The sequence below is a fragment of the Streptomyces sp. NPDC050564 genome (assembly GCF_044457265.1).
In the GTDB taxonomy this organism is placed as follows: domain Bacteria; phylum Actinomycetota; class Actinomycetes; order Streptomycetales; family Streptomycetaceae; genus Streptomyces.
This window is the reverse complement of record NZ_JBITGS010000026.1, coordinates 71,473-89,606: the sequence shown is the minus strand read 5'-3', so window position 1 is coordinate 89,606 and position 18,134 is coordinate 71,473. Positions and strand designations below refer to the sequence as shown.

Genomic DNA, 18,134 nt, shown 5'->3' with positions numbered 1-18,134 from the left:
TTCAGCGCTCCTCGGGGATCGGTTCGCGGGTGAGTGCGTGCGTCGGGCCGTCCTCCCAGTGCACGCTGACGATCTGCAGTTCACGGCCGGACAGCAGGTCGGTGGTGGCTCCGCCGCACCACGGGCAGGTCAGCAGGGGCGGCATGCCGACGGCCCATTCGTGTCCGCACGGAGCGCATCGGGCCCGGCCCGGCACAGCGTCGGTGACCAGTTCGGCACCTTCCAGCACCGTCCCGGCGCAGGCCAGTTCGAAGCAGAAGGACAGGGCATCGGGTACGACACCGGCCAGCTCGCCCACCTGAAGCCGCACCGAGCGCACGGCCGTGATGTCACCGGCCCGCTCCGCCGCCTCTTCCACCTGGCCGATCACCGCCAGCGCGATGGACATCTCGTGCATCGGTCTCCGTCCCGGCGAGACCGCTCTCCACCGACCGCCATCGAGCCGATCGGCCTGTCGGGCAGGCGTCCGCCGCCCCTCATTAGAGAGGAGGCGGTACCGGGCGGCGGACCGGCACGCCGTCGCCGCCCGGCCGCCTACGCCGTTCGCCGCAATGGCTGATGCCCGCAGGGCGGGCATCGGATCACATACAGCGCATGCGCAGATAGCGTCTGATGTCGGGCAGGGACTGCACGACGACGACGGCGACAACGGCGGCCAGCGTGCCGACGACGAGGGTCTTGATCATTCCGTGTCTCCTCACTTGCCGGCGCCGCCGGCCGTGGCCCGCGGCGCGGGCTCTCCCGGCTGGTCGGCCCGCAGCAACTCTTCGATCAGCCGGACGGCTTCGGGTACGGCGGCGGAGACCGGCGGGCTGAGCCCGATGCCCTCCGCCACCGACGCGGGTTCGCATCCCACTACCAGCGTGCGCCGCGGCGGCTGCCCGCCGGTTCCGGCACAGAGCGTGCCCAGCAGCGCGAGCACGGTGTCGGGGGTCATCCGGTGGCCGTCGAGCGCGCCGTGCGGCTCGCCTCCGCCGGTGGTCTCGTGCTCGATCACGTAGAGCGTGCCGGGATCCTCGCCCCGCGCGGTCGCGTCCACCAGGATGAGGGTGTCGTAGCCGTCGAGCACCTGGTAGGCGAGGTGCACGCCCCGTACACCGATGTCCACGGCCTCGACGTGCGGGGGCAGTTGCCTCCCGGCGAGTACGCGTACGACGTCGACGCCGAAGCCGTCGTCCCCGAGGAAGATGTTTCCGATACCGGCGACGAGTACCCTGCCGCTCTCCTGGCGGGGCGGGTCGGGGAGGACACGCTCCTGGCGGGGCGGCCCCGCGTGAAGGCTCATGCGCCGTCCTCCAGCGGTGTGACCTCGTCGGGCTGGAAGTACAGGAAGCGTCCCTGCTCTCGGCGAATGTCGGCGCCCGGGTCGTCCTCCACTGTCACCGCCAGGTGCACCGCGCCGTCCACGTCGTGCAGGACGGCCTCGACCTTCGCTGTACGCCCCTTCAGGAACAGGTCCTGCGCGTCGGTGCGCCGCAGTCCCGGTCGCAGCAGCACCCGGCTTCCCGCCCCCAGCGACCGGCCCTCGACGACGACCCGGTCGTGTCCCGGGTCGAAGCCGGCCTCGCTCGCCGGGTCCCACCACGGGGTGTCCGGACGCCGCACGCCGTACTCGTCGGGGAATCCGGTCGCGGCCGGAGCGGGGGCCGGTCCCGTCACCTCCCGCAGGCTGCGCACCGCTCCGTGCAGGCGCTCCAGGACCTCGGGGGGCATCGAGTCCGCAAGGTCGATCACTGCGGCAGCCCGTTCGTCGGTGCCGCGTGCCTCGCGCTTCTCCTCGTCGGTGAGGGCGGCCGTACGCAGCGCGAGGATCTCGTCGATCTCGGTGGCGTCGTACAGGGCACCGGGGCTTTCCGGAGCGATGGCCGGATGGTCCTCCAGGATGATCGGTGAGGAGAGCAGCACATCGGCGCGGCCGGGTTCGCCGGCCAGTACGGGCCAGGTGTGCAGATTGCGGCAGGACGCGATCGCGCCCTTGGCCCACTCGGGGGGATCGGTCATCGACAGGAACGACCCGGCGCTCAGTCCCATGAGGAGGTGGGAGGCCACCAGGGAGCGCGGGAGGGCGGCATCCCGGTCGGCGGCCCGGCCGTCCGGGGGTGTCCAGGTGCTGGTGTTCTCGACTACGGCAGTCAGCCGCAACGCCCGGTAGGGTCCGTCGAGTTCGCACGCCGACAACCGGAGTGCGCCGCTGATCTCCTCGTAACGGCGGACCGTGCGGCCGACGAGTCGCCCGGCATCGTCGAGGACGGGCTCCCTGTCCTCCCCGGCGGGGCGGTCGAAGGGGATCGTGACCCCGTCGCCCCTGAGTTCGTCCACCGGCACGACCGCCTCGATGCGCTCCTCCGTTCCCTCGTCCCAGGGGACCAGGATCCGGTCTCCGAGCCGGAGTTCGGGGACCGTGTCGAAGCTGCCGTCCGGGCGCGCCTGTTGGACCGTACGACGCCGGGCGCGCAGGAAGCGCAGCTCGACCGCCAGGGTGGCGCCCGCCCGCGGTTCCATCAGGCATTCGGTGTGCTGGAAGTCGTGCTCCTCGCACGCGGCGCCCCAGGCGGGCGGTACGAGTACGCCGAACTGCCAGCGCAACCGGTTCTTGGCCGCCGATGCACGGTAGGGGTAGAGCACATAGCCCTCGAAGAGGACGGCGTCGGCCACCTGCCGGGCGACGGCGAGGCGTTCCTCGGTCTCCGGGGCGAACGCGGTCACGCTCACGGAGCGGTCCTTCCGGGGATGCTGGTCAGGGCCGGGCCCTGCCGAGGCGGGGCTGCCGTACCCGCCTCGTCGAGCAGGGCCCGTACGGTCGCCTCCCAGGAGGGCAGCGCCCGTCGTGAGCGGAAGGCGAGCAGGGCGTCCATGGTGTCGCGGGGCAGCCGGATCCAGCCGCAGCCGGGGAAGTGCTGCTCGACCATCTCCCGCCAGATCGCGACCGGCATCCGGAAGGCCGCCTCCCGGTCCCAGGGGACAGGTTCGACACGGAAGCCGCCCGCTCCGGTGAACGCCGTGCCCGAGAAAAGCATCAACAGGGGCACCTCGCCGCCGGTGAGCGCGGCGAAGTAGCGGGTCGCGGCGATGTCCATGTCGTAGGTACAGGGCACGACGAGGTCCGTCTCGGTCTCCCCGGTGAAGGCGGGGACCAGGACGGAGACCTGGGCGAACTGCACCGGATGGAGAGTGCTGCCCCAGCGCGAGCGCTCGCCGAAGAGGTCGGCGAGAGCGCCGGCCTCGGCCGCCTCGTAGCCGCGCCGGGCGGGCTCGATGCGGATCTGGCAGCGCAGCGCCAGGGCGTGCACCGGTTCGTCGCCGGTCGCGGTGATGCGCAGCCGGAAGACCAGGGTGGGTCCGGCGGCGTACCGGTCGGCGCGTACACCGGTGCAGGCGAAGGAGAACTCGGTCACGGCCGGCCCTCCTTCTCCACGGTGCGGGCGCGCTGCCCGACCTGCTCGAAGAACGCGTCGAGCGCGGCGCGGGCCTCGGCCCCGCCGTCGAAGCCCTGCCACAACAGGCGCATCCGGCCGACCAGTTCGTAGCAGATGTCGATCGGTACGAGATAGCACTCGCAGCGGCCTTCGGTGCGGCGCAGCAGCAGCGCTTCCACATCGGGTTCGAGCAGCTCGGCGAGGCGGCTGTCTCCGAGGACGGTCGCCCAGGTCGCCGGTTCGAGCTCGCTCTCGGTGGCCCCGGCCGGACTCGGATAGAGGGCCACCAGCCGGTCGAGCGCGGCGTTGCGGAAGAAGAACGCGACACCGACGGGGATCTGCAGTGCCTCCCAGGCACCGTCGTCGAGGTGGTGGTCCGGGTCGACGAGACAGCGGTCCGGCACCAGACGGAAGCGGCCCATGGCGGCACCCGGTTGCTCCATCAGCAGGGCGCAGGACGGGCAGGCGCAGACGATGGCCCGTTTCTCGGTGTCCACCAGGTGCCGGTGGTGCGCGTCGTCCACCGCCACCGCGCACAGCCCGCACCGCTCCGGTTGCGGCTGACGCCCGGTCAGGAATCGGCGCAGTCCGGAGCCGCGGGTGGCCCGGCCGGGGGCGAAGGACGCGCTCACGGGGTCTTCGCCGGAGCGGGACATGCGCCGGCGCGAGTGCCGGGGCCGACGCCGATCTGGAGCAGTGCGGGCTCCCTGGGCGTCACCGCGGACTGCACTTCGACGACCGTGACCTCCGGCGCGAAACAGGCGAGCGCGTCCTCGGCCGCCTGCTGGGCCGTCGTACCGCTTGCGGCGCAGCCGCATCCCGCGGCGGCGGCCGCCCGCAGCCGGAGTGTCCCGGTCGACTCGTCGAAGTCCACGACCTCCAGGTCGTGTTCGCGGACGCTGTCGAGCGCCCTGCCGATACGGGTCGTCCGGTCCTCTGGATGGAGGTCGTGCAGGACGAGGAGGCCGGCGACCAGTTCGTCGCCGAGCAGGGCAGGCACGGGGGCGGCACCACGGTTCTCAGGTGCGGACAGCAACTGGAGCATCCGGGCCAGGCCCGCCCCGTAGAAGTCCATGAGAGCCTGCACCAGCTCCTCGGCCGCCGCGCGGACGGCCGGGTCGCCGGTGGCGGCAAGCCGGTCGAGCACGTCCTCGATCCGCCGCCCGGTCTGCACCGCGTCCACTGCCTGTGCCGCCTTCGCCGGGTCGATCGTGGTGCCCGCGCTCATCCGCCCAGCCCGCTCAGGCCGGTGGGCACATGCATCTTCTGTACGGTCTTGCCGCCACCGACGTACATGTGCACGCCGCAGGGCAGACAGGGGTCGAAGCTGCGGACGGCGCGCATGATGTCGATGCCCTTGAAGTTCTCCGGGGTGTTCTCCTCGAAGATCGGTGTGTTCTGCACCGCGTCCTCGTAAGGGCCGGGCGTGCCGAAGGTGTCCCTGGTGCTGGCGTTCCACGGGGTGGGCGGGTACGGATGGTAGTTGGCGATCTTGCCGTCGCGGATCACCATGTGGTGGGAGAGGACACCGCGGACGGCCTCGGTGAAGCCGACGCCGATGCTCTCGTCGGGCACCTCGAACTTCTCCCAGGTCTGGGTGCGTCCGGCCCTGACCTCCTCCAGCCCCTTCTCCGCGAAGTGCAGAGCGACGGCGGCGGTGTAGGCCTGGAAGTAGGTCCGCGCCCGGTTCCGCTCGAGCGCGTTGCTCCACTTCGGGATCTTCCACTCGAAGGTGGCCTCGGGCTTGGTCATGGTGCGGGGCAGGTTGATGACCACGCTGTTGCCGGTGGCCTTCACATAACCGGTGTCGACGAGCCCGGACAGCGCGGTGGACCACAGGCGGGCGATGGGCCCGCCTCCGGTGTCCAGGGCGAGGTGGTCCTTGCCGTCGAACCAGCGGGGCGACATGACCCAGCTGTACTTGTCGTCGAAGTTCCGCTTCTGCGGGGCGGGGATGGTGTGCTGGTTCCAGGGGTGGCGCGGGTCGACCGGGTTGCCGAGCGGATCGTGGGTGACGAACTGCTCCTGGCCCTGCCAGTCCTCGTAGTAGGAACTGCCCAGCAGGATGCGGATGCCGAGGTTGATCTCGGTGAGGTCGTTGGTGACGAGCTTGCCGTCCACGATGATGCCGGGGGTGACGAACATCCGTCGGCCCCAGTCCGTCATGTTGGCGTAGGTGAAGTCGCAGTACTCGGGGTCGTTGAGCGCTCCCCAGCAGCCGAGCAGGACCCGTCGGCGCCCCACTTCCTCGTATCCGGGCAGCGCCTCGTAGAAGAAGTCGAAGAGGTCGTCGTGCAGAGGGACGACGCGCTTCATGAACTCCACGTAGCGCATCAGGCGGCTGAGGTAGTCCGTGAAAAGCTGTACGGAGGCGACGGTGCCCACGCCGCCGGGGTAGAGCGTGGAGGGGTGCACATGGCGTCCCTCCATGAGGCAGAACATCTCCCGGGTGTAGCGGCTCACCTGGAGCGCCTCGCGGTAGAACTCGCCCTCGAGGGGGTTCAGGGACCGCATGATGTCGGCGATCGTGCGGTAGCCGTGCTCCCCGGCGTGCGGCGCCTCGGTGCGCTCGGCGAGTTCGAGGACGCCGGGATTGGTCTCCTTGACCATCTTCTCGCAGTAGTCGACCCCCACCAGGTTCTCCTGGAAGATGTTGTGGTCGAACATGTACTCTGCGGACTCGCCGAGGTTGATGATCCACTCACCGAGGTGCGGGGGCTTCACGCCGTACGCCATGTTCTGCGTGTACACCGAACAGGTGGCGTGGTTGTCACCGCAGATCCCGCAGATGCGGCTGGTGATGAAGTGGGCGTCGCGGGGGTCCTTGCCGCGCATGAAGACGCTGTAGCCACGGAAGACGGACGAGGTGCTGTAGCACTCCGCGACCCGCTTCTGCTTGAAGTCGATCTTCGTGTGGATGCCCAGGCTGCCCACGATCCGGGTGATCGGGTCCCAGGCCATCTCCATCAGGCCGCTACCGTCACCGGCCGCCTTCGTCGTCGGTGCCATCGTCTGGGTCGTGCCCTTCTTCGCGTGGGTGTTCCGGGAGGGTGTGGACGGATCGGGGAACGCGGCTCAGGTGTGGCGGGGAGTCACCACGGCGGCCGGTATCCGGTGGTGAGCTTGCGTCCCGTGTGGCGCCACTTGGGTTCCTTGTCGACCGTCTGCTGGGTGAGGGAGCGCAGTCTGCGGACCACCGAGCCGTAGGCGCCGCTGGCCTTGGTGGACAGCTTCGCGCCCGGGGGTTCGTCCATGAACGGCATGAACTTGTCCGGGAATCCGGGCATGGTGCAGGCGATACAGATGCCGCCGACGTTCGGGCAGCCGCCGATGCCGTTCATCCAGCCCCGCTTGGGCACGTTGCACTTGACGACCGGGCCCCAGCAGCCGAGCTTGACCAGGCACTTGGGCGAGTCGTACGACTCGGCGAAGTCGCCCTGTTCGTAGTAGCCGGCGCGGTCGCAGCCCTCGTGCACGGTGGCGCCGAACAGCCAGGCCGGGCGCAGCTTGTCGTCGAGGGGGATCATCGGGGCGGAGCCGGCCGCCTGGTAGAGCAGGTAGGTGAGCGTCTCGGCGAAGTTGTCGGGCTGGATCGGGCAGCCGGGGACGCACACGATCGGGATACCGGCCTGGGACTTCCAGTCCCAGCCGAGGTAGTCGGGCACGCCCATCGCGCCGGTGGGATTGCCCGCCATGGCGTGGATACCGCCGTACGTGGCGCAGGTGCCGATGGCGACGACCGCCAGCGCCTTGGGCGCGAGCCGGTCGATCCACTCGCTGGTGGTGATCGGCTGGCCGGTCTCCGGGTTGTCACCGAAGCCGCACCAGTAGCCCTCGGGCTTGATCGCCTCATTGGGGACGGACCCCTCGACCACCAGGACGAACGGGTCGATCTCGCCACGCTCTCCCTTGAAGAACCATTCGATGAACGTGTCCGCGCCACCCACCGGGCCGCACTCGAAGTCGATGAGGGGCCAGTGGACAGCGATCTTCGGCAGGCCCGGCAGCGCACCGAGCGCGATCTGTTCGATGCTCGGCTGCATCGCCGCCGTGAGCGCGACCGAGTCTCCGTCGCAGCTCAGCCCGGCGTTGATCCAGAGAATGTGGATCGTGGGCGTCTCGTCGGCAGGCGCACCACCGGCATCCGTTGCGCCGGCCGTGCTCGGCGTCGCCGCTGTCATGGGACCGCCTCCTCGGAGAGGTGAGGGATGAGAACCCGCAGGTTTTAAGGAAAACCCATATCGGGATGAAAGCCTGTATTTCGACCGTCAGTCCTCTTCGTACCAGCCATCCGGCCGTGGTGAGACGTCATCGCGGGCCGTTCCAGTGACGCGGCGGTAGGCCGGTCCGGTGACACGGCCCCTCACGGTTCGGCCCGGCTCCGCCCCGTCCTCGCCGCGGCGGCGAGGTCGAAGTGTGGCGGCGTGCACGAAGGTCGCTCCTTGCGGACGAACGCGCGCCGCAGTGCGTGGTAGGGGGCGTCCGGGTCGTCGAACGTCCGACGCATCAGGGCCAGTTCGCGCTCCCGGAAGGCGGCCAGGGGCTCACTGCTCTCCTGGCGGTCCAGTTCCGCCTTCTTCCCGGCGATCCGCGACCGCGATCCCGGCAGTGAGGCCAGCCGGGCCGCCAGCCGTCCGACCTCCGCGGCGAAGTCCTGCGGGGCGCAATCGACCACCCTGTCGACGAGCCCGAGGTCGCGGGCGCTCCCGGCGCTCATCGGCAGGGCCTCGCTCAGGAGCCTTTCGGCGGTCACCGCGCCCACGCGGCGCGGCAGCGTGTACGTCCAGTACTCCGAGCCGTACAGGCCCATGAGCCGGTAGTGCGGGTTCAGCACAGAGCCGGTGCGGCACCACACCTCGTCGGCGGCCAGGGCGAGCATCACGCCGCCCGCCGCGGCGTTGCCCGCGACAGCGGAGATCACCAGCCTGTCCGTGGTGGTCAGGATCGCCTCGACGAGATCGTCGATGGCGTTGATGTTGGCCCAGGACTCGGCGGCGGGATCCTCGGCGGCCTCGATGACGTTGAGGTGGATTCCGTTGCTGAAGAAGTCCCGTTGCCCGCCCAGCACGAGCATCGAGGTGGGACGCGCGCACGCCTCCCGATAGGCGTCGAGCAGGCGCCGGCACTGCGCGGTGCTCATCGCTCCACCGGGGAACGAGAACGAGAGGAAGCCGACGCTCCCCTCCTCCCGGTACGTAATGTCGGTCCACGTCCGCCCGGACGGGTCCGCGAAGCACGGCGCGGCGAGCTCCGGGAGGGGAGGCAGCCGGTCGCCGAGGGCCAGTACGGCGGGCAGTTTGAACGTGGGCGGCTGCCCCGGACCCCGCCGGCGGCGCACCTCGGGGATCCAGACGGCACCGTCCTTCGTCGCCCGGCAGACCGCACCGGTCCTGGTGGCCAGCAGCTCACCCGGGACGCCGCGCAAGCCGGCCTCGGGGTGGCCGCCGTGGAGGTACCACTCGGCACCGAGCAGCACGTCGAGCACGCCGGGCTGGGAGTCCGCCGCACGCAGCTTGGCCAGGACGGTCCGGGTGCAGTCCGCGTCCCAGTCGATTCGGCGGACGCTCTGGTCGAGGTACGGGCGGATGCGCACGGGCGTGTCCGGCGCATGCGCCCCGCCCTGTTTGCGCGGGGCGTAGGTCCCCGAGGCGAAGCGCTCCACGGCGAGCAGGACGGCCGACAGCGCCGCGTCGGCGATCTCGTTGCGGTAGAGGTCGCTCTTGCCCACCGGCGGGACCGGGCAGGCCACGGACGCCCAGACATCCCCGGCGTCCATCTCCTCGTCGGCCTGAAGGACCGTCACGCCCCACCGGTCGGCGCCCTCCTGGATCGCCCAGTCCAAGGAGGACGGTCCCCGGTCCCCGAACGGCCCCGGGTGGACGATGAAACACGGGTACGCGGCCCACACCTCCCGGGGGATCGCCGTCTTCAGCATCGGGGCGAGGACGAGTTGCGGGGCGTGCCGCCGGACGGCCTCCGGCAACGGACGGTCGCGCAGGGCGAGTTCCACCGCGACCGTGTGCCCGCGGTCGCGCAATTCGGCATGGACGCGCTGTGTGAGGCTGTTGAACGCGCTGGCCACGAGCAGGATGTGCACGGCGACCTCCTGGCGGCGACGGTGCGGTCGACTGCGATGGTCGGACATGCCGAACCGTCCCGCTCCGGCGACAGGCTGTCGAGTCACCCGAAAGCGCGCGCCGAGCCTCCACCCGGCCCCGACAGCCGGGGTCCTGCGCCGGGTTCAGGGGGTCCGGAGCCGGGCGACCGGCCCTCACCTGGACCGCCGTCCATCTTCTGCCGCGCCGCCACACTCCCACCGACATGTGATGCACAACACACAGCGGAGTGCAAAATTTGCGCAGCGCAATGATTGATCGGTTCAGCGTGTCCGTACCCCCTGGCGTACCAGCCGCTGACCTCAGGAGGCACGATGCGCCTATCACGCAACATGGCAGGAACCGTCTTCGTGGGCGGCGCACTGTGCATGACTCTCGCCGCCCTCGCCTACCCCGCGATGCTCGGCGTGCAGAGCGCGACGACCTCCCCGACCCGCGTGATAGCCAACACCCGCTACGGACCGCTGACCGAAGCCGACCGGGACTTCGTCGTCAAGGTCCGCGCGGCGGGGCTGTGGGAGCATCCCCTCGGCATGATGGCCATGAAGCGGGGCACCACTGCGGAGATGAAAGAGGCCGGCAAACACCTGGTCGTCGGGCACTCACGCCTCGACGAAGCCTGCCGGAAGATCGCCCCCGAACTGGGCATCACCCTGCCCAACCAGGCGAGCCCGCAACAGCAGCAGTTCGTGGCCACCGCCGACGGGAGCACCGGCAAGCAGTTCGACACCACCGCGGTCAACATCATGCGGGTCACCCACGGTCAGATCTTTCCCGTCATCGCCAAGATCCGCGCCAGCACCCAGAACTCCCTGGTGCGGCAACTCGCCGATCAGGCCAACGACACCGTCCTGGACCACATCACGGTGCTGGAGCGGACCGGACTGGTCAATTTCGACCAGGCCAACTTCCAGCAGACGACCCCGCCGAAACTCCCCAAGGACCAGCTGACCCCGCCGCCTCCCCAGCCGGGGTCCCCGGTCCTCTCCCTCAACCTGCCTCCGGGACTGGATGTGAACACGACGTCTCCGACACCGACCCCGACGACGGGATGACCACTGGCGGAACTCCGGCCGGGGCTCACGCTCCGGCCTGCCGACTGGGCGCCAGGAACAGGGGCTTCAGGCCTTGCGTCCCGCGACAGCGTCCACCCAGCCCAGTGGATGCGGCTCAGGATCGTCCATCGCCGGAACCAGGGGTTCGCCGCCCGCCTCGTTGAAGGCGGTGAGTGCCTCGACGAGCGCCGCGCGCTGCTTCGGGACGAGCCGTTCGACGATGGCGGCGATCTCGGCGCGGCGTCGGGCGGTCACGTCCTCGACCGCGCGCCGCCCCTCCTGCGTGAGCTGCAGCAGGGTCTCGCGGCGGTTGTCGGGGTTGGTCTGCCGGTCGGCGAGCCCGGCCGCGATCAGCCGGTCGATCATGCGCATGGCGGTCGACGGCGCGACCTGAAGCAGGTCGGCGAGTGTGACGAGCTTGGTGGCTCCGCGGATGGACAGGACTACCAGCATCCGGAACTGAGGCAGGGTCACCCGCTCCTCGACCGCGGCGAGAGAACGCGCGGAGACCGCGACCAGCAGCCGGGAGGCGGTCAGCACCGCCCGAGTGACCGCATCGACATCGTCCGTGCCCCCTGCGGGGATCTCGCGCTGCGCCATGCGTCCTTTCTACCGTGTCGACGTCACGCCCCACTCGTCCGATGGGAACGGATTTACCATTCTCGCGACCCTCCAGCGCCCGCTTCTGGCCCGCCACTGCGACTCACGGATCGGGGACTCATGGCGTACGACGAAAGACGGGCCGCGCGGACGCGGGAGCGGCCGGGCGCGGATCCGGACGTCACGGAGAAGCGGATGTCATGACCGGCCGCTCTCTGCGCGGCTGGATCCTCGTCGCCGGATCCGCCCTGACGGAGGACGACGTGCTCGGTGAGTGAGTCGACGAAGGGCACCCCTTCGCGGCGAGCCTGCCGCCCGGGTGAGGTCCCTGCGCTTCGTCAGGCAGGTCCGAAGTACCGCAACCCCACATAGCCGAGGGAGATGGCCACGGTGACGGCGGTGACGATCAGGCCGTACCGGGTGAACTGCCAGAAGCCGATGGGCCGGCGGTTGCGTTCGGCGATCCCGAGGACCACGACGTTCGCGGAGGCACCGATGGCGGTGCCGTTGCCGCCGAGGTCGGCGCCCAGGGCGAGCGCCCACCACATGACGTGAGGGCCTTCGCCGCCCATGTTGTGCACCAGGTCGCTCGTGATGGGCGCCATGGTGGCGACGTACGGGATGTTGTCGACGACCCCGGACAGGACCGCCGAGGCGCTCAGCATGATCATGGATCCGCCGAGTTCGTTCGTGCCGATCGTGTCCGCGAGAATCTCGGAGACCTTGCCGATCACACCGGTGTCGATCAGGCCGCCGATCATGATGAACAGGCCCGCGAAGAAGGCGAGCGTGGGCCACTCGACCTCGGCGAGGACCTCGCTCGTCTCGGCCGTGGAGACGGCGACCAGCAGTCCGGCGCCGAGCAGGGCGACGATGCTCGGCTCGTAGTGCAACACGGGATGGAGGACGAAGCCCGCCACCACCAGGGCGAGGACGACCAGTCCCTGGACCAGCAGGCGCGGGTCCTTGATGGCCTGCCGCTCCTCCAGGGCCATGATCTCCGCGGCGCGGCCCTCGTCATAGACGAAGTACGTGCGGAACATGACCCTGCTCAGCCCGACGAGGACGAGGACCAGGAGCGCCGACAGGGGGGCGAGATGGACCAGGAAGTCGTTGAAGGTCAGGTCGGCGCGGCTGGCGATGATGATGTTGGGCGGATCGCCGACCAGGGTCGCTGTGCCGCCGATGTTCGACGCGAACACCTCGACTATGAGGAACGGGGCCGCGGACACCGCGAGTCGTTCGCAGACCAGCAGGGTGACCGGTGCGATGAGCAGGACCGTGGTGACGTTGTCGACCAGGGCGGAGGCCAGCGCCGTGATGACGATGAGCATCGCCATCACCCGGAACGGTTTGGCCTTGGCCCTCTTCACCGACCAGATCGCGAGGTACTCGAACATGCCGGTCTTCTTCAGCACCCCGACGATCATCATCATGCCCATGAGCAGGAAGATGACGTTCCAGTCGATGCCGGAGTCCTCGGAGTAGAACGCCGACACGTCGTCGGTCGCCCCGATCGCCAGCATCAGGCCCGCGCCGCTCAGGGCCACGGCGACACGGTGGATCTTCTCGCTGATGATCAGGGCGTACGCGCCGACGAACACGACGATCGCCGCCCAACTGTGCCAGTCGTTCACAGTCCTCCGATGACGGGTTCGAACGAGTGCTCGCCGAAGGGCGCCGAGGTCGACGGCGCGCCGACGGTCGGCAGCGCCGCGCGCTTTTCAGGGGGCGGACCGGCCTCGACGTTCGGCACGAGGACGAGTGGCAGCACGAGCCCGTCGCTGCTGCCGCATTCCGCGTTGAGCGGCGCGGCGCCGCACCCGTGCGTCATGACGGTGGCCCCCCATCGGAAGAGAGAGCGATCCCCTGCTCGCCGACCAGACTTCCCGGCACACCGCCGGGGACCTTACAGGCCCTTGACGCGTCGACGACAGCTTCTTGGTGGGCTGTCGGGGCCGGGGTGTTCCGCGACCGCGTCGGTCAGGGCCGGTAGGGCTCTCGCGTTCCCCGCGGCCCGGCGGCGTGCCTGGCCGCGGGACCGGGCGTCGGCCGGCGGGGATCGGCAGCGCGGTTGATCGCGGACTCCACGGCGGCCACCCGGTCGGCCAGCAGCCCGAGTGCGCCGACCGTACGGGTCAGTGGGTCGTCGTCCGGTCCGCCGAGGCTCTGGTCGCGGACCTGGGCGTTCTTCAACTCCCCCCACCTGGCCGCCTGTTCGGTGGTGAGGGTGCCGCGCAGCTCGGCCAGCTTCAGCAGGTTCGCCTCCGCGCCGGTCGTGAGGGTCTGCGCCTCCGCGGTGTAGTGGTCGTCGATGACGGCGGCGAGCTCGGCCGCGTTCATGACCGGCTGGATGCGCTGGGCGATCTTGATCATGTTGCGGTAGGAGCCCTGGAGTTGGAAGGGCGGCTCCGTGCGCGTCGCGTCGGTCCGGGCCGCGGAGGCGATGTACGCGGCGTTCACGGCCAGCACCGTCTCGCGTGCCGTGAGCAGGTGGCGCAGAACAGCGAGGATCCGCTCCAGTTCGGCGGGGGTGTACGGGTGGGTGAGGCGGTCGGCACGGGCGGTGGCGTCGCCCTCGGCGAGCCGGATCAACAGGGCCAGGTCGGTGTGCTCACGCCCCGCCAGCGGCGCGAGGACCGGGTTCGCGGTGAGCGCGTTCTCGATGAAGCTGAGCGCGAAGACGTCCTCCTTGCCCGTCAGCACATTGCCGAGGTTCCAGACGTCGGCGCGGCTGGCGAGCATGTCGGGGACGCGGAAGCGACTGCCGGACTCGGTGTAGGGGTTGCCCGCCATGCAGACCGCGAAGCGCTTGCCGCGCAGGTCGTAGGTGCGCAGCTCGCCGTTCCACACGCCTTCCATGCGGCGGGTGGCGTCGCACAGCGGGATGAACTTCTGCAGCAGTTCGGGCGAGGTGTGCTGGATGTCGTCGAGGTGGAGGAGCGTGTTGTTGCCCGCCGCCAGGGCGAAGTTGATCTTCTCGATCTCCTGGCGCGCGGTGGCGTCGGGTGCCTCGGCCGGGTCGAGCGAGGTGACGGCATTGCCCAGCGAGGGCCCGTTGACCTTGACCAGGACGAGGCCGAGGCGGTCGGCGACGTACTCCATGAGGGTCGTCTTGCCGTAGCCGGGTGGGGAGACGAGCAGCAGCAGACCGCCGGTGTCCGTTCGCCCGATGTCGCCGGTGGCGCCGAGCTGCTTGGCCAGGTTGTCGCCGATGAGCGGGAGGTAGACCTCGTCGATCAGGCGGCTTCGCACGAACGCGGACATCACGCGCGGGCGGTACGCGTCCAGGTGGAGGCGGGTGCGCTCGGCGGTCACCAGGGCAGTGCGCCGGCGCTGGTAGGCGCGGTGGCCGGGGACGGCGTGTGCACGGAAGTGGTGTGTACGCGCGAGGAGTTCATCGACGCGGATCGTGAGTGTCCCGCCGTCGAGACGGGGATGGGTGCCGAGCAGCCCCTCGACCGTCTCGGTCAGCGGGGCGTCGGACTCGTAGCGCACGAGGTCCGGACAGAGTTCGGCGGCCACGGCTTCGGCCAGATCACCGGGGGTTGTCTCGGTACCGGTGGCGGCGGTGTACGCGGACAGCCAGGCCTCGACCAGCTGCCGCCCGGCGCCGAGGTCGTCGAGCGCGGCGAGGTCGTCGTCGTAGGCCGAAGTGCCCACCGTGCGGCGGAACTTGTCGAGGAGGGTCCGGGCCCCCGCGCTGATGACGAACCCCTCGGGCACCGTCGTCAACTCGTCGAAGAGGTAGGCGGCGGACGCCTCGCCGATCTCCGCTGCCAGCTCCGCCCGGAAGTCGGCGAGGGCGGCGGGGGCGGGCCCGAACGTGGCGCGGGCCCGTGCCAGCGACCTCGCACGGCGGGTCCAGCTCTCACGGCCGTCCGCGGTCGTGCCGTGCGCCCAGAACAGCTGGGCGGCAGCCCGCGCCGAAGGCGTGTGCCGCAGCGCTCCGGCTTCCTCGTGCAACCTCAGCAGGGCGGCGAGGATCAGGGTGGCGTCGTGGTCGTGCACGCCGCGTTCGTGGCCTTCGTCGTACGCCGTCTCCGCGGCCTTTCGTACGAGCACGGGGAGGTCCGCTCCGGCCAGTGCGGCGGGCCCGTGTTCGTCGAGGAGGCGGGCGGCCAGGTGTTCGGCGCGGTAGACCTCGGGCGACTCGGAGGGCAGGGGCCGGTTCCAGTAGGGACGGGTGGCGTCGAAGTCCGGGTCGGTGACCGGGGCGCGGTAGTCGGTATCGGTGAGCGCGAAGGCGAGACCGTCGCCGTGCGGGACCAGGGTGAGGTCGAGGGGCTGGGTGTTGACGGCGAAGCGGTGACGGCCCAGCCGGAGGGTACGGCCGCCGTCGGCGTACAGGTCGGTGCGGTCACGCAGGGCGCGGGTCGCCTCCTGGCGTGCCGCCTTAAGGCGTCCGGCCAGTTCCTCCGCCCTCACCTGGTCGCCCAGTTCGCGCAGTTCGTCGATGACTCGGCGGACCTTGCCGGTCATCGGGTCGGAGGTGAAGTAGGTGGTGACGGCGTCCGCGTCGGGCAGTGCGGCGGCACGGCGGGCAAGGGGCTCGAGGACCCGGGTCGCCGATTGAGCGAGCCGTTCGGCGCGGCGGGCGCGGGCGTCGGCGAGGGTCTGCTTGCGGACGGCGAATGCCTCGTGGACCTCGGTGCGCTTGTCGGCCAGCTCGCCGAGGTAGTCGTCGAACTCCGCGAAGCGGGACTCCAGGTTCTCCAATCGCACCAGCGCCCGGCCGAGTTGCTCGTCGCAGGCCTCGGGGCTGTCGGCGACTGCGAGCGCCCCGGTCACGGCCTGGCCGAGCAGGGCGAACTCGGCCGCGAACTCCGCTCGCCCTTCCCTCTCGCTCAGTGCGCGGCGGCGTGCGTCGAGGGTGGCGCGGGCTCGGTTGACGCCGGCCAGGACCTCGGCGACGCGCTCCAGGATGGCCGTACGTACGGTGGCGTCGCCGATGTCGAACCCGGCGACGACGTCGGTCACGGTGTGCAGCCCGTCCGCGAGTTCGTCGAGGCGGGAGGCGACGGGTGCGGCGTCCGCGACGGTGGCCAGGGCCCCGGCGTCCGCGACGAGCCGCTCGACGTCCTGATGGTGGCCGAGGAACGCGTCGTCGCGGGCGAGGAAGGCGACGGCTCGCTGCCCGAACCCGGCGAGGTCGGCCTGGGTGTCCGAGGCCAGCGCCTCGATGCGGGCGGTGTCCGCGTACCGCACGTCCTTGAGCGTGAGCAGATGCCCTTGGGCCCGACGGAGTTCGGTGAGTCCGGCCACCCAGGCCGCGGCGTCACGCGGAGCTTCCCCGCGCAGCCGGCGGACCACGGCGGCGATGCGGGCCGCCGCCCCGCCGAGCGAGTCGGCGGCCTGCCGGGTCAGGGCCTGGACGGTCTCGAACTCGGCGAGCACCTGCTCGGCGGTCTCCCGCACCGCCCGCAGCGGGGTCCGCAGATCGCCCAGCTCGCCGTCCGCCAGCCAGTGGTACGTGTCGGCCGCGCGGACGCATGCCGCCAGCAGGGCCTCGTACACCTCGGTCGTCGGGGTCGATTCGGCGACGGATCCGGTGATCGACAGGCAATCGGAGATGCCCCTGACCAGGTCGGCGTTGCCGACGCGGGCCAGCGCTCCGGTGCCGCTGGGCCGGGCGGCGGCGTGGGTGTCGGAGACATAAGGGGAGGTCCACAGCTGGAGCGGGTGAACACGCGCCGGTTCGTCGCTCTCGGCGCGCAGCACCATCAGCGTGCCGTCGTCGAACAGGGCCCAGCCGTGGCAGGAGAGCGGGGTGACGACCTCCTTGCGGATCAGGTTGTACGGGAGCAGCAGACTGCGACCCTCCGCGCGCGCATGGAAGGCGTACAGCACGTCCTCGCCGTTCGGCGACCGTACCTCCCGCTCGAACTCCAGCTCGTCGGTGTCGATGCCGTCGAACGTCTTGTGCGCGCCCGCGGCCAGGCAGTAGCCGCCGGGGAAGACGATCCCCTGGTCCTCCGGCAGCCGGCGGCACGCCTGTCCGATTCCGTCGAGGCGGACGACGAACCTGGTGAGCGTGTTGAACACCAGGTACCGGTGGGCGTCCTCCTTGTAGGGGCGGACGCGCAGCAGGATGAGGGCGCCCACGCGCGCGTACGCGATGTCGGCGTCGGCGAGGGACTGCAGCGGCTCGTCGACGGGCTCGGAGTAAATGCCCTCGCTCGTCTCGGTGTTGTCCTCCACCTTGACCGTGAGGGTGCCGCCGACCGTCTCGACGAAGACCTCGCCCTCGATGGAGACATGCGGATGACGGCCGAGCACATGGTCCTCGCGCGTGGCCTCACGCCACTCGAAGTCGTACGACGGCGGGAAGACGTGATCGCGTTCGCCGCGTGCGTCGAGGAAGCGCGCCGCGCCGTCCTCGGACAGGGCCCAGCGCAGTACGCGGATGTCCTCCGTCTTCTCCCCCGTCTGGAAGACGGCCAGCAACTTGCCGTCGACGTGGCGAAGTTGAAGGAGATGTGCCTGGCGGTAGTAGCGGTACAGCGCCTCGAATTCCCGTATGAAGCCGGGGTCGTCGAGCAGGCCGGGGACCGCGTCGTGCGGCAGCCGGTTCAGCTCGCGGTCGTACGCTGCGAAGACGTCGGCGACGGCCGTCTCGGGCTTCAGGCCGAGGAAGACATTGTGGCCGAACAGCAGCGCGTCCCCGACGGAGACGATGTCACGCGGTACGCAGTGGTGCTCGGTGCGCAGCCGTTCGGTGCCGGTGATCTCCAGGCGGGTCGAGCCGAACTCCTCGATGCGGCGAGAGTTGAGCGACTCGGCGCGCCGCGCGAGTTCGGCGGCCTGCGCGACGAGCCGGTCGCGGAGCACCTCGTAGGTGCCGGTGTCGACCGCCTCGCGGGCGCCGGAGGCGAACGCATGGTGTGTGCCGGTGTCCAGGCCGGTTGCCATGGATGCGGGGTTCCCTTCGAGGAGCGTGGTCCGGA

Annotated in this window: 15 protein-coding genes; 1 reads left to right on the top strand and 14 read right to left on the bottom strand. The window is 70.5% G+C overall.

The genetic code is table 11. The annotated features are described in order from the left end of the window. Window position 1: 1 nt before the first annotated feature. From ACIBK0_RS34455 to ACIBK0_RS34410, 10 genes are all read right to left on the bottom strand, one after another. A complete protein-coding gene (locus tag ACIBK0_RS34455; RefSeq protein ID WP_399088523.1) occupies window positions 2–397 on the bottom strand; it encodes a hydrogenase maturation nickel metallochaperone HypA in 396 nt (131 codons plus the stop codon). A 184-nt stretch (window positions 398–581) separates the two neighbouring features. Continuing rightward, window positions 582–686 (bottom strand): DUF6893 family small protein, encoded by a 105-nt coding sequence (locus ACIBK0_RS34450; protein ID WP_399088521.1) that lies wholly within the window; start codon window positions 684–686, stop codon window positions 582–584. 11 nt (window positions 687–697) lie between these two features. Continuing rightward, the gene (locus tag ACIBK0_RS34445) at window positions 698–1,285 is read right to left on the bottom strand and encodes a hydrogenase maturation protease (RefSeq protein WP_399088519.1); all 588 of its coding nucleotides are present in this window, start codon (window positions 1,283–1,285) and stop codon (window positions 698–700) included. Beyond that, the gene (locus ACIBK0_RS34440) at window positions 1,282–2,712 is read right to left on the bottom strand and encodes a hypothetical protein (RefSeq protein ID WP_399088517.1); all 1,431 of its coding nucleotides are present in this window, start codon (window positions 2,710–2,712) and stop codon (window positions 1,282–1,284) included. The genes ACIBK0_RS34445 and ACIBK0_RS34440 overlap by 4 nt, the downstream gene beginning before the upstream one ends. Then, window positions 2,709–3,395 (bottom strand): DUF6084 family protein, encoded by a 687-nt coding sequence (locus tag ACIBK0_RS34435; protein ID WP_399088515.1) that lies wholly within the window; start codon window positions 3,393–3,395, stop codon window positions 2,709–2,711. The genes ACIBK0_RS34440 and ACIBK0_RS34435 overlap by 4 nt, the downstream gene beginning before the upstream one ends. Next, complete coding sequence (locus ACIBK0_RS34430) at window positions 3,392–4,072, bottom strand: DUF5947 family protein (protein ID WP_399088513.1); 681 nt, start codon at window positions 4,070–4,072, stop codon at window positions 3,392–3,394. The genes ACIBK0_RS34435 and ACIBK0_RS34430 overlap by 4 nt, the downstream gene beginning before the upstream one ends. Beyond that, window positions 4,045–4,644, bottom strand: coding sequence for a hypothetical protein (locus ACIBK0_RS34425; protein WP_399088511.1), 600 nt, complete (start codon window positions 4,642–4,644; stop codon window positions 4,045–4,047). Before ACIBK0_RS34425 ends, ACIBK0_RS34430 begins: the two co-directional genes overlap by 28 nt. Beyond that, window positions 4,641–6,425: a nickel-dependent hydrogenase large subunit gene (locus ACIBK0_RS34420; RefSeq protein WP_399088509.1), complete on the bottom strand. Its 1,785-nt coding sequence runs from the start codon at window positions 6,423–6,425 to the stop codon at window positions 4,641–4,643. The genes ACIBK0_RS34425 and ACIBK0_RS34420 overlap by 4 nt, the downstream gene beginning before the upstream one ends. Window positions 6,426–6,508: 83 nt before the next feature. Further along, entirely contained in the window at window positions 6,509–7,597 is a 1,089-nt protein-coding gene (locus tag ACIBK0_RS34415) for a hydrogenase expression protein HypE (RefSeq protein ID WP_399088507.1), read from the bottom strand. A 182-nt stretch (window positions 7,598–7,779) separates the two neighbouring features. Continuing rightward, window positions 7,780–9,513 (bottom strand): hydrogenase maturation protein, encoded by a 1,734-nt coding sequence (locus ACIBK0_RS34410; protein ID WP_399088646.1) that lies wholly within the window; start codon window positions 9,511–9,513, stop codon window positions 7,780–7,782. A gap of 333 nt (window positions 9,514–9,846) precedes the next feature. Between ACIBK0_RS34410 and ACIBK0_RS34405 the strand changes: the two genes are divergently transcribed. Further along, entirely contained in the window at window positions 9,847–10,587 is a 741-nt protein-coding gene (locus ACIBK0_RS34405) for a DUF4142 domain-containing protein (RefSeq protein WP_399088505.1), read from the top strand. A 66-nt stretch (window positions 10,588–10,653) separates the two neighbouring features. Here ACIBK0_RS34405 and ACIBK0_RS34400 read toward each other — a convergent pair whose 3' ends face one another. From ACIBK0_RS34400 to ACIBK0_RS34385, 4 genes are all read right to left on the bottom strand, one after another. Further along, complete coding sequence (locus tag ACIBK0_RS34400; protein ID WP_399088503.1) at window positions 10,654–11,187, bottom strand: MarR family winged helix-turn-helix transcriptional regulator; 534 nt, start codon at window positions 11,185–11,187, stop codon at window positions 10,654–10,656. Between the two features lie 338 nt (window positions 11,188–11,525). After that, window positions 11,526–12,824, bottom strand: a complete 1,299-nt coding sequence (locus tag ACIBK0_RS34395) for an SLC13 family permease (protein WP_399088501.1) — start codon at window positions 12,822–12,824, stop codon at window positions 11,526–11,528. Beyond that, window positions 12,821–13,021, bottom strand: coding sequence for a hypothetical protein (locus tag ACIBK0_RS34390; protein WP_399088499.1), 201 nt, complete (start codon window positions 13,019–13,021; stop codon window positions 12,821–12,823). Before ACIBK0_RS34390 ends, ACIBK0_RS34395 begins: the two co-directional genes overlap by 4 nt. A gap of 149 nt (window positions 13,022–13,170) precedes the next feature. Then, window positions 13,171–18,099 (bottom strand): DNA repair ATPase, encoded by a 4,929-nt coding sequence (locus tag ACIBK0_RS34385; protein ID WP_399088496.1) that lies wholly within the window; start codon window positions 18,097–18,099, stop codon window positions 13,171–13,173. Window positions 18,100–18,134 lie beyond the last annotated feature (35 nt).